This window comes from Arthrobacter sp. KN11-1C (assembly GCF_052180225.1).
Lineage (GTDB): Bacteria > Actinomycetota > Actinomycetes > Actinomycetales > Micrococcaceae > Arthrobacter.
This window is the reverse complement of sequence record NZ_CP197467.1, coordinates 821,934-836,722: the sequence shown is the minus strand read 5'-3', so window position 1 is coordinate 836,722 and position 14,789 is coordinate 821,934. Positions and strand designations below refer to the sequence as shown.

At 64.8% G+C, this 14,789-nt stretch carries 14 protein-coding genes; 4 read left to right on the top strand and 10 right to left on the bottom strand.

What is annotated here, in order from left to right; genetic code table 11:
• Position 1: 1 nt before the first annotated feature.
• The 6 genes from ACSBOX_RS03965 to ACSBOX_RS03940 form a co-directional block, all read right to left on the bottom strand.
• On the bottom strand, positions 2-1,339 hold the full coding sequence (locus ACSBOX_RS03965) for an FAD-dependent oxidoreductase (RefSeq protein WP_442544906.1): 1,338 nt from the start codon (positions 1,337-1,339) through the stop codon (positions 2-4).
• Between the two features lie 50 nt (positions 1,340-1,389).
• Entirely contained in the window at positions 1,390-1,809 is a 420-nt protein-coding gene (locus ACSBOX_RS03960) for an arsenate reductase ArsC (RefSeq protein WP_442544905.1), read from the bottom strand.
• Positions 1,806-2,525 carry an aquaporin gene (locus tag ACSBOX_RS03955; RefSeq protein WP_442544904.1) on the bottom strand — a complete coding sequence of 240 codons (720 nt, stop codon included), beginning with the start codon at positions 2,523-2,525 and terminating at the stop codon, positions 1,806-1,808. Before ACSBOX_RS03955 ends, ACSBOX_RS03960 begins: the two co-directional genes overlap by 4 nt.
• Positions 2,522-2,872, bottom strand: coding sequence for an ArsR/SmtB family transcription factor (locus tag ACSBOX_RS03950; protein ID WP_364535614.1), 351 nt, complete (start codon positions 2,870-2,872; stop codon positions 2,522-2,524). Before ACSBOX_RS03950 ends, ACSBOX_RS03955 begins: the two co-directional genes overlap by 4 nt.
• Before the next feature lie 62 nt (positions 2,873-2,934).
• Positions 2,935-4,425 carry an SDR family oxidoreductase gene (locus tag ACSBOX_RS03945; protein ID WP_442544903.1) on the bottom strand — a complete coding sequence of 497 codons (1,491 nt, stop codon included), beginning with the start codon at positions 4,423-4,425 and terminating at the stop codon, positions 2,935-2,937.
• A gap of 57 nt (positions 4,426-4,482) precedes the next feature.
• Positions 4,483-6,828, bottom strand: a complete 2,346-nt coding sequence (locus tag ACSBOX_RS03940; protein WP_442544902.1) for a glycosyltransferase family 2 protein — start codon at positions 6,826-6,828, stop codon at positions 4,483-4,485.
• A gap of 219 nt (positions 6,829-7,047) precedes the next feature.
• On the opposite strand from ACSBOX_RS03940, the gene ACSBOX_RS03935 reads away from it, so the two are divergent.
• Positions 7,048-8,616, top strand: coding sequence for a chitinase (locus ACSBOX_RS03935; protein ID WP_442544901.1), 1,569 nt, complete (start codon positions 7,048-7,050; stop codon positions 8,614-8,616).
• Between the two features lie 30 nt (positions 8,617-8,646).
• On the opposite strand, the gene ACSBOX_RS03930 is transcribed toward ACSBOX_RS03935, so the two are convergent.
• The 3 genes from ACSBOX_RS03930 to lgt all read right to left on the bottom strand — a co-directional run bounded on the left by ACSBOX_RS03930 (position 8,647) and on the right by lgt (position 12,458).
• On the bottom strand, positions 8,647-9,252 hold the full coding sequence (locus tag ACSBOX_RS03930) for an NUDIX hydrolase (protein ID WP_442544900.1): 606 nt from the start codon (positions 9,250-9,252) through the stop codon (positions 8,647-8,649).
• Positions 9,253-9,364: 112 nt separating this feature from the next.
• Positions 9,365-11,473, bottom strand: a complete 2,109-nt coding sequence (locus ACSBOX_RS03925) for a transglycosylase domain-containing protein (protein WP_442544899.1) — start codon at positions 11,471-11,473, stop codon at positions 9,365-9,367.
• 85 nt (positions 11,474-11,558) lie between these two features.
• Positions 11,559-12,458, bottom strand: coding sequence for a prolipoprotein diacylglyceryl transferase (lgt, locus tag ACSBOX_RS03920; protein WP_442544898.1), 900 nt, complete (start codon positions 12,456-12,458; stop codon positions 11,559-11,561).
• A gap of 76 nt (positions 12,459-12,534) precedes the next feature.
• Here lgt and ACSBOX_RS03915 point away from each other — a divergent pair, with 76 nt between their 5' ends.
• Positions 12,535-13,062 (top strand): MarR family winged helix-turn-helix transcriptional regulator, encoded by a 528-nt coding sequence (locus ACSBOX_RS03915; RefSeq protein ID WP_442544897.1) that lies wholly within the window; start codon positions 12,535-12,537, stop codon positions 13,060-13,062.
• A 13-nt stretch (positions 13,063-13,075) separates the two neighbouring features.
• Here ACSBOX_RS03915 and ACSBOX_RS03910 read toward each other — a convergent pair whose 3' ends face one another.
• Positions 13,076-13,219, bottom strand: a complete 144-nt coding sequence (locus ACSBOX_RS03910; protein ID WP_241706989.1) for a hypothetical protein — start codon at positions 13,217-13,219, stop codon at positions 13,076-13,078.
• Between the two features lie 146 nt (positions 13,220-13,365).
• Here ACSBOX_RS03910 and ACSBOX_RS03905 point away from each other — a divergent pair, with 146 nt between their 5' ends.
• Positions 13,366-13,815: an ArsR/SmtB family transcription factor gene (locus ACSBOX_RS03905; RefSeq protein ID WP_442544896.1), complete on the top strand. Its 450-nt coding sequence runs from the start codon at positions 13,366-13,368 to the stop codon at positions 13,813-13,815.
• On the top strand, positions 13,812-14,762 hold the full coding sequence (locus tag ACSBOX_RS03900) for a cation diffusion facilitator family transporter (protein WP_442544895.1): 951 nt from the start codon (positions 13,812-13,814) through the stop codon (positions 14,760-14,762). The genes ACSBOX_RS03905 and ACSBOX_RS03900 overlap by 4 nt, the downstream gene beginning before the upstream one ends.
• The last annotated feature ends 27 nt before the right edge of the window (positions 14,763-14,789 follow it).

Here is a 14,789-nt window from a genome sequence, read left to right as displayed (position 1 = left end):
GCTACTTCTCGGCGAGCTCTAGCACCGGCTCGGGAGCGGCGCAGCAGCCGGTGTCCACGGATGCGAGGGTGTCCGGGGCGGGGACGTCGCAACTGGTGCGGGCGTCCGTGGAGCAGACGCCTGTTTCGGGCAGCTCCAAGTGGACTGTGTCGGCGGCGGCCTGGTCGCCTGCAAGGGACGCGGCGACGGAGCGGACCTGTTCGTAGCCGGTGGCCAGCAGGAATGTCGGCGCGCGGCCGTAGGACTTCATGCCCACGATGTAGAAGTCCTTCTCCGGGTGCGCCAGAACACGGGCGCCGTGCGGGGGCACCGTGCCGCAGGAGTGGAATTCGGGGTCGATTAGCGGGCCGAGCTCGACAGGTGCCTCGACCGCTGGGTCCAGGTTGAGCCGGAGTTCGCGCAGGATGTCCAGATCCGGCCGGAATCCGGTGCAGGGCACGACGACGTCGGCGTCCAGCGTGCGGCCGTCAACCGCTTCGACGCTCACGCCGGAGTCTAAGGATTTGAGCGAGGAAATGCCGAAGCCGGTGTGCAGTTCGACGGTTCCGGACTCGACCAGGCGACGTAGGCGACCCCCAAGCTGCCCGCGGGCGGGCAGGCCGTCGGCTTCCCCGCCGCCGTAGACCTTCTCCGCAGACGCGCCCCGGACGGCCCACAGGATCGTGGTTCCGGGTTCGTCCTTGGCGAGGTCGGCGAGGTTGATCAGGGTGTTCGCCGCGGAGTGCCCTGCCCCGACCACGAGGACACGGCGGCCTGCGAAGGAGGCCCGGTCCCGGCCCATTACATCCGGCAGGGGCGAAGAGATCCGTTCAGTGGCCGTGTTCTCGCCGATGGACGGAAGGCCCGAGGTGCCCAGCGGATTGCGGGTGGACCAAGTCCCCGAGGCGTCGATGACGGCTGCCACGGTGTGGTCCCGGATTTCGCCGTCCTCGTGCTCAACCCGCACAACGAATGGCGTGCTGTCGCGGTCCCGGACATGGGTTTTGTCGAGGCCCGCACGGGTGACCGCTATGACGCGCGCACCTGTCTGGACACGGGAGCTGATGGCCGGAAGGGCGGCCAAAGGCGCGAGGTAGTGGTCGATCAGTTCCCCGCCGTACGGGAGTGCCGTGAGTCGCGGTGTTTTCCAGCCGGAGGGTTCGAGCAGGCGGACGGCTGCGGCGTCGAGGTTGAACCGCCACGGTGAGAACAGGCGGATGTGGCGCCATTGGTCAATGGCGGCGCCCGCCGTCGGGCCTGCTTCGAAGATGACAGGTTCCAGGCCGCGTTCAAGCAAGTGCGCGACGGCGGCCAGGCCGACCGGTCCGGCGCCGATCACGGCGATGGGTAGTTTCTTCATTGAATCCAATCCTGTCCTCTGTTTGATCCGTGGCCTCACTGCGCCCGAAGCTACGCGGCTGGGGTGAGGGACTCGATCAGGCCCTCGATGCGGGACTTGATCTCGTCGCGGATGGGGCGGACGGCTTCGATTCCCTGGCCAGCAGGGTCTTCGAGGACCCAATCCTCGTAGCGCTTGCCCGGGAAATAGGGGCATTCGTCGCCGCAGCCCATGGTGATGACGACGTCGGATTCCTTGACGGCCTCGGTGGTGAGGACCTTCGGGATCTCGGCGGACATGTCGATGCCGAGTTCGGCCATGGCTTCGACGGCGGCCGGGTTGACCTTGTCTGCGGGCTCGGAACCCGCGGAACGGACCTCGATCCGGCCCTCGCCAAGCGTCGTGAGGAAGGCCGCGGCCATCTGGGAACGGCCGGCGTTGTGGACACAAACGAAGAGGACGGAAGGCTTCTTGACGGTTTCAGTACTCATGAGAGGACCTTTCGATCGGATGCGGAGTCGGGCAAAGATGCCGGCAAAGGCAACGAGGCAACGCGTGGGAACAGGGCACGGACCAGGAAGAACCCGACGGCGCCGCCCAACAACTGGGCGAGGATGAACGCCGGCACGGAGGTCGGGGCGATGCCGGCGAAGGTATCGGTAATGGTCCGGGCCACGGTCACGGCGGGGTTGGCGAAGCTGGTGGAGCTGGTGAACCAATAGGCGGCCGTGATGTAGCCGCCGACGGCGAAGGCAACCCTGTCGGGCCGACCGGAGCGGATGGTGCCGAAAATGACCAGGAGCAATCCGACGGTGGCGATCAATTCGCCGAGCCACAGCCCTCCCCCGGCCCGTTCATGCGTGGAGAGCGTCACGGCGTCGAGGCCGAACATCAGGTTGGCGAGCACGGTCCCGGCCAGGCCGCCGGCGAACTGCGCGGCGACCAGTGCCAGCGTAGTAGGCGTGTCCAGGATCCCCAAGGCACGTTCCACCAAAGTGACCACAGGGTTGAAGGAGGCCGAGACCGGCTGCAGGGCCAGGATCAACGCGACGAGCGCGGCACCCGTGGCGACGCTGTTCTGCAAGAGCTGCAGTCCGACGTCGTTCGGCGAAAGTCGCGAGGCCATGACGCCGGAACCCACTACGGCCATGACCAGGAAGGCGGTGCCGGCGAACTCCGCCACGGCCCGGCGGGTCAGCAGGCTCACTGGGCCTGACCCCCGATCAGGGCAGCCAAGCCGGACAGCGCATCGGTACGGGCACGGTAGTAAACCCATACACCGCGCTTTTCGCGTTCAAGGAGACCCGCTTCGTGCAGCACCTTCAGGTGGTGGCTGATGGTCGGTTGCGACAGCTCGAAGGCGTCGTTCAAATCGCAGACGCAGGCTTCGCCGCCCTCGTGGGATGCCACGAGTGACATCAGCCGAAGCCGCACCGGATCGCCCAGTGCTTTCAGCAGCGGCACGATTCCTTCGGCTTCGGATTCCGACAAGGGCTCCCTGGACAGCGGCGAGCAACACGCCACGGTTTGCACGGGCGTCAACTCCAATGACATAGACACACGTAAATATTTACATTCGTCAATGTTTAACGCAAGACCGTTTAACGCAAGACCGTCTAACCCAAGGCGGGACCGTCGTCCGCCATCGACGCCGCCGCGGCCGTGATGCGGTTGGCCATTCCCTTGAAGATGACACCGTGGAAGGGCAGGACCGCCAGCCAGTACAGCCGTCCGCCCAAGCCTTTGGGGAAGAAGACCGCCCTTTGCCGGTAGAGAGCCCCGCCGTCGGCCTCCTCGGCGCGCATCTCCAGCCAGGCGCGCCCCGGTACTTTCATTTCCGCGCGGAGGCGCAGCAGGGAGCCGCGGTCGATCTGCTCCACGCGCCAGAAGTCCAGTGCGTCGCCCGTGTTCAGCCGGGTCGGATTGAGCCGGCCGCGGCGGAGCCCGACTCCTCCGGCGATCTTGTCCATCCAGCCGCGCACGGACCAGGCCAAGGGGAACGAGTACCAGCCGTTGTCGCCGCCGATGCCTTCGATGACTTGCCACAGTTGTTGCGGGGTGGCCGTGGTGAGTTGCTGCTGGTTGTCCTGGTACACCAGGTGGCCGGCCCATTGCGGGTCGCTGGGAAGCGGATCGCTCGGGGCGCCGCGAACGGAGGAGTTCTGCCAGCTGGTTTCGATTTCTCCGCCCGCCTCGCGCGCCAACGCCAGCCGGAGCGATTCCCGGTAGCCAAGCAGCCCGGGGTCGGGCGGCTCGATGTATTGGTGGATGTCCTGCTCTCCGACCACGCAGTTCTGCTGCAGGGATCCGATCAGCGGCACGGCCAGGGAACGGGGTATGGGGGTGACGAGGTTGACCCACTGGGATGCCAACCATGGAGTCAGGACGGGCAGCGCAATCACCGGTCGGCGCCGCAGGCCGGCTTCCGCGGCGTAACCGTTCATCATCTCGTCGTAGCGAAGGACGTCCGGGCCGCCGAGGTCGAAGCTGCGGTTGAGCGAAGCGGGAAGTCCGGCCGCTGCGACCAGGTAGTACAACACGTCCCGGATCGCGATCGGCTGGACTTTGTTCCGCACCCACCGTGGAGCCACCATCAGTGGCAAGACTTCGGTCAGTTGCCGGATCATTTCGAACGACGCCGAACCGGAACCGATCACGACGCCGGCCTGAAGCACTATCGCGGGCACCTGCGGTTCCGCTAGGAAAATGTCGCCCACTTCCTTGCGGGATCGGAGGTGCCGGCTGAGCGTTCCTTCCGGGTGGAGCCCGCCCAGGTAGATGATCCGTCCGGCACCGGCGTCGGCCGCTGCCCGGGCAACGTTGCTGGCGCAGAGCCGTTCGGTCTGTTCAAAGGACCGCTGGCCGGAAGGGCCCATCGAGTGCACCAGGTAGTAGATGGCGCCGGCCCCGGCAAAGGCCTTGCGCAGCGAGTCCACGTCCTCCAGGTCGCCGATCATCACGTCCACGCGGGCTGCCCAGGGGACGTCCTTGAGCTTATTCGCGTGACGCACCAGGACGCGGACGTCGTAACCGGCGTCGAGCAAGCGTGGGACGAGCCGTCCGCCGATATAGCCGGTGGATCCCAATACCACCGCAAGTGGATTCATTGTGCCCCTTCCGATCGCCTTGGAGCCGGAACACCGGCATCCAATGCCAGCGTAGCCCTACACCGATCCGGCCCGTTTCCGGCGGTCGTTCTTTCCGCGGAGGTCGCGGTTCAGGCGGCGGTCTCCGTGGTAGAGCAGCGACTCCCAGTCCACCTGTTCCGGGGTTTTGGGAATGATGGCCGGCGGCAGCGCTTTTGGTTTTTTGGGCGCGACGTACAGCCAGTTCAGCACGCCAAGGTACATGTCCACTCCGGAGTTGGCCAGCCCGATGTAGGCCCGGATCGCGCCGGCGGCCATGACGGCGTTGAAGGCGGCGAAGGCGGCGTTGCCCCAGTTTCCCAATTCCCAGTTGCGCCAGACCGTCAACAACGAGAACGCGACGATCAAGTACGGAGCGAGGACGTAGAGGGCCGGGGCTGCGGTGCGGTCCTTGACCTTCGGGGTGCGGACGAACGGGATCTTGTCCCCCGTGAGCGCCTGCTGGAGGGACTTCAGGACGCCGGCAAGATTGACCGGCAGGAGAACCAGGTTGAATCCGTAGATCCGGAAGATGTCACTGAACCGGTGCCCGCAGTCCCGCAGGTCGCTTCCCATGGCCAGGAAGTAGGGCAACGCGGCAAGGAAGACCAAGGGGCTGAGGAGACGGCTGTCGTAGGGGTACGCGAGGAGGAACAGCAGCCCGAAGCTCGCCCAGGTGATCGAGGCCATGTAGTTGACCCGCAGCAGGATTTCGCGGAAGAGGACCGGCCGGGCCTGGCGCCGGCGCTTGCGGATCTGTTCCCAGAGTTTGGGCAGGATCAGGAGGCCGCCGTTGGCCCAGCGCCGTCGCTGCACCACGAGCGATCCGAAGTCCGGCGGCGTGGCGCTATAGCTAAGCCGCTCCGGGTAGTTGGCCAGGGTCCAGCCATGCGTCCCGAGGTCCACGCTGGACTCGGTATCTTCGATGACCGTGCGGTCCTGAATGTAGGTCCTGACTTCGAAGCCACCCACCGTGGAGATCTCCACGATGTCTTCCAGCGCGCGTTTGCGGATCACGGCGTTCGCGCCCACCCAGAACGTGGCGCCGTATTGGGTCATCCCCTGGTGCTGGATGTGCTGGATATCCGTGGTGGCGCCGGCGATGCGTTCGATCCGGGTAGGGGCGCCCCGGAAGGAGGAATAGGGCGTCTGGGTCACGGCTACCTGCTCGTTGCCCGGGGATTCGAGGAGGTGGACCAGGCGGAGGCAGTAGTCGCGCAGGAGCATTGAGTCCGCGTCCAGGGTCAGGACGTAGGTGGTGTCCGGGACCGACAGCACATCGCCGTCGTCGACCCCTGCGGGCCGCAAGACGGTGCCGTCCGCGGTGTGTTCCGGGTGCCAGGTCCCGCCCATGAGCGAGAGGTAGGCGTTCAGGTTCATGGCCTTGTTGGCCTCGTGGGAGAGGCTGGCGAAGCGCTTCCGTTCGAACGTGGACACCCGTGCGTTGAAGATCCAGGTGAGCCGTGCGTAGAGTTCGGCAATGCGTTCAGGGCCGGGCGAGGCGTGCTGTGCCCTGGCGGCGGTGAGGGCCAGAATCACCAGTCGTAGTTCCCGGGCAAGGCCCATGAGGACCAGGTCAACGAAGAACTCATCCACGTGGTCCTCGACGGACTCGGACTCGGCCATTGCTTCGAGCCAGTCGGCAGCGTACTGGTATTCGGCGATGAGCCGCTCCACTTCGGTGCCCGCGTTCGGCCCCGCTTCCAGGCCGGGTTCTTGATCACGACGACGGCGGTACCTCGCGTAGGCGTCGTTGACCCTCGCCGCCGGTTCCTTGAGGGTTTCCGTGATCTGGCCGGCGAGCGCGCGGGTGGCTTCCAGGCGCGCCAGAACCTCGGGGTCTTCCGGGAAGGGCGGGTCGTCGAGCAGCAGCACGACGCTCAGGTCCGGGAATTCCTGCAGGACCGCGGACCACATGGTGCCGCGGACCACTTCCGGTTCTTCCGCGTAGGATGGGATCAGCACGGTAATGCCGTCGGAGTAGTCGAAGAAGTGCCGGTCCAGTTCCCCGCGGGGAACGCGACGGTGGGCGCGAAAGCGGATCAGGGCACCTTGGCGTGCGGTGAGATACATCAACGCCGAAAACGTCAGGAAGGACACCACCACCAAATAGGAGAGGGTTTCGGCGCCGAAGCGGAAGCCGGCGCCGGGGTTGTCCACCAACTGTTTGAGCACGGTGGTGACCACGTAGCCGAGCCAGGCAAGCACAGTCGTGAGGACACCGATCCGGCCGAGGACTATTTTCCGCCGCGACGGCGCCGGATGGACTATCGAGAGCGGTTCAGATCGTTTTTCCGCGCCCCATTGGCGCTTTCGGACTTTTGCGGACTGCCCGTCCGCCGTTCCCTGCTCATCGGGCCGAAGCAGCACGATCTGATCCGACATGAATCCCCATTCGCTGTCCGCGTGCCCCCAGTGGGCACGCGGCACAGTACGGGCGTAATGTGACGACCCGCACTACAGTGCGCCCCTATGATAGGCGAACGACGCGTATTTGGGACAGGACTCGTGGAAATGCTACGCCAAGCTGCGCAGCTACCACCGGAGTGAGGCCTTTCCCGGACATCCGCGACGTCCTATTCAAAATGCTCTGGGGGTATTTCTGTGTCGAAGCGCTTTCCCGGCCGCCGGCTGTCCATCCTGCGGCTGGGCGTACTTTGCGCCATCGTGGCCGCGTTGGTCACGGCAGGCTATCTCGGCCTCCGCAATGTCCAGGATGTGAGTGCCGCGGCATCCATGCCTTCGGTGTTCTCCGGCTACGTGGACGTGACGGCGACGCCGCGGTTCGCCTTCGAAGACCCGGCGGTACCCAGCGCGAAGGCCGTGGTGCTGTCCTTCGTCGTCGCCGATCCGAAGCAGGACTGCGCCCCGTCCTGGGGTGCGGCGTACAGCCCGGACCAGGCGGCTTCCGACCTCGACCTGGACCGGAGGATCGCCCGCCTCCGCCAGCTTGGAGGGGCCACAGCTGTTTCCTTCGGCGGGATGAACAACAGCGAACTCGCGGTTTCCTGCAAAGACACGAAGGCCCTGACCGACGCCTATCGGCAGATTATTGATCGCTACGACGTCGCGACGATAGATCTCGACGTCGAAGGCGTCGCCTTGGGCGACACGGCCGCCGCCGACCGGCGGGCGCAAGCCATTGCCGCCCTTCAGAAGGAACGCACCTCCAGCGGCAAGCCCCTCGCCGTATGGCTGACCCTCGCAGCAGACCCGAACGGCCTCACGAGCCAAGGCCAGGGCATCGTGGCGCATACCCTCGCTGGCGGGGTGGAACTGGAGGGTGTGAACATCATGACGATGGACTTCGGCGCCAGCAAGCCGGCGGGCTGGAGCATGTCCCGGGCGGCGGAATCAGCCGCGGATGCTGCCCACGGACAGCTTGCCGCCCTCTACCGCGACGCCGGAACTGACTTCGGCAGCGAAACCCTCTGGCGCAAGCTCGGCCTGACCGTCATGGTCGGCCAGAACGATACTGCCGGTGAAATATTCACCCTCAATGACGCGGCCACGATGAACAGCTTCGTCAAGGACAAGGGCCTCGGCAGGTTGTCGATGTGGTCCATGAACAGGGACAGGACGTGCAGTCCCAACTACCCCGATTTGAGCAAGGTCTCGGACAGTTGCAGCGGAGTCGTCCAGGGTTCCCAACTATTCTCGGCCACCCTTGCCAATGATGTGGCGCTGCCTACGTCCACTGCCGTTCCATCGTCCACGGCCACTCCTTCGAGCGGTGCCACGGCCGCCATCACCGATGACCCCGCAACAAGCCCGTATCCGGTGTGGAGCAGCTATGCCGCCTACGCCGCCGCGGACAGGGTGGTCTGGCACGGCAGTGTCTATGAGGCAAAGTGGTGGACCCGCGCCGACGTCCCGGACAACCCGGTCCTGCAGGGCGGTGCCACCCCGTGGAAACTGGTCGGCCCGGTGCTGCCGGGAGACAGGCCCAGCCCCAAAGCAACGGTGCCTGCGGGAACCTTCCCGGCCTGGGTGCCGGAGACCGTCTATCACAAGGGCGACCGCATTCTCTTCGAAGGATCCGCGTTCGAGGCCAAGTGGTGGACTCAAGGCGACAGCCCGGAAGCCGCAGTCCAGGGCGCCCCGGACTCCCCCTGGGCAAAATTGACCCAAGCCCAGATCTCGACCCCATCGCCCACCGCGCCGGGTTCCTGAACCGAAGATGCCGTAGCTAAAGGTCGCGAATTAGGCCCTAGTAACTGAAAGAAATTCGCGGATCGTCTCTCGAACGGGCAGCAACGCTTCCGGGAGTTGCTCGGCGCGCGCCATGACGTGCAGTCCCCGCATAGCCAACCCAGCGTCGGTGAGGTTGCCGTCGAGCAGGTGCTGCATGAACTCGTTTCGAGGCATCTCATGGGGGCGCCCCATCTCGCCGTCGTCCCATGTCGGGGCGGCAATTCGGACGCAACCGGCAGCAATGATCAAGTGTTTGCGCCGGGACGAGTTCGCTGATGCCCATTCCGAACCCGCATGAAAGACATCCTCAGCTTGGTAGCCCGTCTCTTCCTGGAGCTCACGGCGGCCACTTTCCTCAACGGACTCTCCATCTTCAACACCGCCGCCAGGCAACTCGGCCAGCACCCTTTGAGGACCGACGCGGAACTGGTCGAACATGACGATGCGCTCAAGGTCCGGTGTGAAGGCCACAACAGCCACGCTGGTCTGTTCTTCCAGCACGTCCCAACTACTGACGGATCCGTCCACGGTTCGATAGACGTCGCGGCGAACCCGAACATAGCCGCTGTACGTTGATTCGCTCCCAAGCCGCGTCCACGGCTGCGCGGTACTCACAGTGCCCATAGCAACGATCCTTGCCCAGAGCAGCGAGAACGCCTAGCGCGGCACACCGAACGATCGCGAGGCATCGCAAACTGGCGTCCCGCGCCGGGTTCCTGAAGGCGTTTTACCGGGCCATCGAGTCCGGGGGCAGGGGGAACGGATTGCCGGTGTATTTGGGGGCGGCGGCGTTCATCAGCTGAGCCCACTGGCCACCGGCGATGTCCGCTCCGTCGACGCCGGCATAGTATTTTCCGTTGATCGTGATGTCCTGGTTCACCCACTGGGGTCCGATGCCCTTGTAGCTGCCGAACCAGGAAGCGGTGGAGATTCCCGTGGTCGCTCCGACGGTCCAGGTCATGGTGTTTCCGTCGGTGGTGCCGGTCTTGGCGAAAATATCGTGATCCTTGTTGACGGGGATGTTGTAGCCGGACCCTTTCACCAGGACGTTCTTGAGCGCATAGGTCACGCCCGCGGCCACGTCCGGGTTGATGGCTTGTTTGCAGTCCGAGCCGGGCAACGGGTAGTTGTGCCCATGGGCGTCAGTGACAGAGTCCAGGGCGACCGGGTTGCAGTGGACTCCGTGGGCCGCAAACGTCGCGTAGGCATTGGCCATGTCCAACGGTGCGACGTCCTGGGTACCGATCAGGCTGGCGATGCTGGATAGGTCGTAGGGCTTGTTCGTGTGGCCGTTCGCGATCCCGGCCGCCGTCGCCATTTTCTGGATGTTGCAGAAGTCCAGTTGGGTTGCGGACTGGAAGGTGATCGTGTTGATGGATTGGTACAGGCCTTGGAGGACGCTCATTTTGAAGTAGTGGTTGGCGTCGTCGTTGGGCAAGGGCGTTTGCCCCAGGGCCGGATCGTAGGATCCTGTGGTCGTCCCGCACGAATTCTTCCAGGGGTAGCCGGCCTTGTAGACGCGGACTGATCCGTCCAGCTTGGTGGCCATCGACCGGCCCGAGTTCAACCACTCGGCAAAGACGAACGGTTTCATGGTGGAGCCGATCTGGAACCCGCCGGCACCGTCAAGCGGCAGGCCGTTCGCGTCCTTCTCGGGCAGGGCGAAGTTGCCGGTGTAGTTGCCCGGCGCTGTTGCAGGGTCATACACGGTGTTCTGCGCCATGGTCAGGATTTTGCCGGTTCCGGGCTGGACGCTGACAAGCGAGGCCCCACGCTGCAGCGGATCGGCCGCGGCCATCGAAGCATTGACCTGGTCCTGGGCAACCTTCTCAAGCCCGGCGTCGAGAGTCGTACGGATCGTCAGCCCGCCCAAGTACAGGAGGTTCTTCCGGGCTGTCTCGTCGGCACCGAATGCGGGGTCGTTGAGGATCAGTCTCTGCACGTAGTCGCAGAAATACGGTGCGGAGGCCGCCGCTGCGCAACCTTGGGCGCTTTGATGGACGTTGAGTCCGATCGGGGCTTTCACGGCTGCGTCGTGCTGGGCGGCAGTGATGTGTCCTTGTTGGAGCATCTTGTCCAGCACTTCGTTCCGGCGGGCCACCACATGGTCTGGTTCCGTGAGGGGATCATAGTAAACCGGGCTGTTGACGACGCCGGCCAGTGCCGCGGCCTCGGGCAGTGTCAGCTCGCTGGCTGGAACGTTGAAATACTCCTTCGCGGCGGCCTGGATACCGTAGGCACCATTGCCGAAATAGACGATGTTCAGGTATCCCGCAAGAATCTGGTCCTTCGAGTATTTCTGCTCCAGCGCGATCGCGAGCTTCATTTCCCGAAGCTTGTCACCCACGGTTTTGGCCGCTCCCAGTTTGACCTGGTCGCTCTTGCCCTGGGCCACGAGCGATTCAATGATCATGTTGTTCACGTACTGCTGCGTGATCGTTGAGGCACCCTGCCGGCCGCCTTGGGCGGTTACCACCAAGGCACGGAGGATGCCGGTGGTATCCACTCCGCCATGCTGGTAAAAACGTGCATCTTCGATGGAAACAATTCCGTCCCGCATGAAGGGCGACATCTGCGCCAGGTCAACCGGCACCCGGTTTTCCGAGTAGAACCTGGCGATCACGGAACCGTCGCTGGCCAGCACCTTCGAGGCCTGGGCCGGTGCGTTGACATCCATGTCGGCCGGCAGTTGGTTGAAAAAGCTGATGGAGCCCTCCGCTACCGTCGCACCCACCGCCGCAGCCGGAATCCACAGGCCCGCGACCAGAACACCGCAGACCACGCCGGCCGCGACGAAGGCAAGGATCTTCCCCCAGAAGGTGTCTTTCATGCGCATAGAGATATTCCTTCGGTGAGAGAGTTGCCCGGGTGTCGGGCACATGGGCTGGGTCGGGGTCCGCGCCGTCGCACCGGCGCTAGGGTCAGCTGCCGGCGGTCAGAGGTTCAGAGGAGTGCGGGGCGGAATCCCCGGGCACGGCCATCGAGCGCCTGCGCCGGAACAGCAGGGCAAACGCGACGGCGCCCCCGAGGAAGATCAGGGCGGCAACCCAGGTGTTCACCCGGAGCCCGAGGATCAGGTTGGCGTAATCGGAGCGCATCAGTTCAAAAGCGAAGCGCCCCGCCGTGTAGCCGGCTACATACAGGGAGAACACACTTCCCGCCCCGAGGGCGAAGCGCCGGTCCACATACAAAAGAACAAGCCCGACGACGACACACCACAGCGATTCGTAGAGGAACGTGGGCTGGAAATAGCCCAGGACCACCGGTGCGCCCGAGGGATCGGTCACCGCCGAGCCAGTGGCAGCGTCCATCTGATGGATCTGGAGTTTCCACGGCAGAGTAGTCGGATCCCCGTAGAGCTCGTTGTTGAACCAGTTACCCCACCGGCCCAGGGCCTGGGCAAAAACCACGCCCGGTGCCACCGCGTCAAGGAACGCCACCAAAGACACCTTCGCCCTGCGGCAGCCGATCCATGCCCCCACTACGCCCAAGGCCACGGCGCCCCAGATCCCCAGGCCCCCGTCCCAGATGGCAAACGCATTCCATGGATTCTTTCCCGGAAGGAAGTAGAGCTCGGGGTCGGTGATCACGTGGTAGAGCCTGCCCCCGATGATCCCTGCGGGCACGGCCCAGAGGCAGATGTCCAGAACCTGCCCTGGCTGGCCACCCCGGGCGGTCCAACGCCGGGAAGTCAGCCAGACGGCCAGCGCGATCCCGGCCAAGATGCACAGCGCGTAGAAGTGGATGGTCAGGGGGCCCACGTGAAAGGCACTCACAGTCGGCGACGGAAAGAATGAATCGCTGGCAGTCATGGAGGTCATGGGCTCTATGCTCTCGAAGAAAGTTGTTCGGTTACAGAACTATTCTATAAGGGGACTATCGGGATAGGCTAATGCCATGAAGACCGCCAACGCATCCGCCCTCGCCACCGACCCCACGGTCCGTGGCTATACGGGCGCCGATGCCTGGTCGCTGACCGGCGTGATCGCGCGCCTGCGACGGGTCCTGCGCTCCAGCGTGCGGCAGGAGTTCCCTTGGGAATCCCTTCCCATGGCCCAAGTGGAGGTAATGCAACGCCTCGCCGAGGAACCTGGCATGGGTGTCAGCGCCCTCGCCGACCGCCAACGGCTTGCCACCAACACGGTCAGCAACCTTGTGCAGCAAATGGTGACTGCAGGCCTGGTCGAACGCACCCCTCGGCCGGGTGACCGCAGGGCCGCGAACCTGAGCCTGACACAGAGCGGCACGGAGATATTGGCGGCATGGCAGGCCGCCAACGACAGGCGACTCGGGCAAGCCCTCGAACGGCTCCCGGAGAGCTACCGGAACGCAATAGAAAACGCCGTCCCCGCCCTGGCGGCCCTCGCCGCCTTGCTTGAAGCCGACGACGAGACCCAGAACCGGGATCAGGCCCCAGCGTCCTGACGCGAGCTGGCAGCTAGCGTCGCAGGGCTATGACGACGACGACCACGGTCGCCAGAGCGAGGATCCCCAGCCCCACGTACGCGAGCACGTGAAGGCGCTGCTTCCGAATTTCCCGCTTCGATTCACGAGCCGACAGCCCAATCATCTTGTTCCCCATACGGGGAACAGTACGCCGCAATTGTTTCGCTCGGGCAACAACCGGGATAACTCCTACGAAGTTCCCAGACGGCAGCCGCTGGCTGGGATTTGTGACCCCTTCGCCTATACTGACATCTGAATACTTGTTCATACGTTGGAGGTCCCGTGGCTGCCCGAGAAGCCGTCGATGAATGCGGCGTGAAACTCGTCGACCCGGACAGGGTCGAACTCGTCCGCGCGTCCCTGCCCTCGGATCATGACATTGCCGAGCTTGCTGATGTGTTCTCGCTGCTGGGCGATCCGGGGCGCTTGCGTCTGCTGACGTCCCTGCTGGAAGGCGGGGAACTGTGCGTGTGCGACCTCGCGGCGACGACGGCGATGAGCGAGAGCGCGGTCAGCCATGCGTTGCGGCTGTTGCGCGCCCACCGGGTTGTTTCCGTTTCGAGGCGCGGCCGGATGGCTTACTACCGGCTGGACGATGCGCACGTGCGGATGCTGCTGGACCTGGGCCTGACCCACACCGGCCACACCGTCGCCGTTCACCCCGAGCGCACAGCTCCCGCCAGCACAGTTCCGGCCAGCACAGCTCGTTCCAAGAAGGACGGTGCCCCATGAGCACCCACCACACCCACGACTCCCCGGACAACACGGCCAAGCACCACGGCCACAGCCACGCAATAGCAGCGAACGCGGACCGGCGCTATCTGGTGATCGCGTTGGCGCTGATTGTCGGGTTCATGATCGTCGAGGTGATTGTCGCCGTCGTTTCCGGGTCCTTGGCGCTGCTCTCGGACGCCGGGCACATGCTTACCGACGCCGGTGCGATCGCCGCCTCGCTGTGGGCGATCAGCCTTGCTGCCCGTCCGGCGCGCGGAATCTGGACGTTCGGATTCAAGCGCGCGGAAATCCTCTCCGCCGCGGCCAACGGAATCACTTTGCTGGTCATCAGCGCCCTCGTGGCCGTGGAGGCCATCCACCGCCTCGTTGATCCGCCACCGGTGGAGGGCGGTCCGGTCTTGGTCGTCGCGATCTTCGGGGTGATCGTGAACCTCGTGGCGGTGTGGGTGCTGGCCAAAGCCAACCGGTCCCGCCTGAACGTCGAAGGATCCTTCCAGCACCTCCTGACAGACCTTTACGGATTCATTGCGACGGCGATCGCCGGGCTGGTGGTCCTGACCACCGGCTTTACCCGTGCGGACGCGATCGCTTCCCTCATCGTGGTGGCCCTCATGCTGCACGCGGCGTGGGGGTTGCTGCGGGACTCCGGGAGGATCCTCCTGGAAGGCGCACCCGAAGGTGTGGACCTGGACCAGGTCAGGAAACACCTCCTCGAAACCGGGCACGTGCACGACGTCCACGATCTGCACGTCTGGACCGTCACCTCGGACCTGCCCGCTCTCTCCGCGCACGTTGTCCTGGACGAGAGTTGCTTCCACGACGGACATGCGCCGCTGATCCTTGATGAGCTGCAAAGCTGCCTGACCGGGCATTTCGACGTCGAGCACTCCACCTTCCAGCTCGAACCGGCTGGCCACGCCGTCCACGAAACCGGAACCCACTGATGGCCCCTCCCCTGCCTCAGCAAGGGA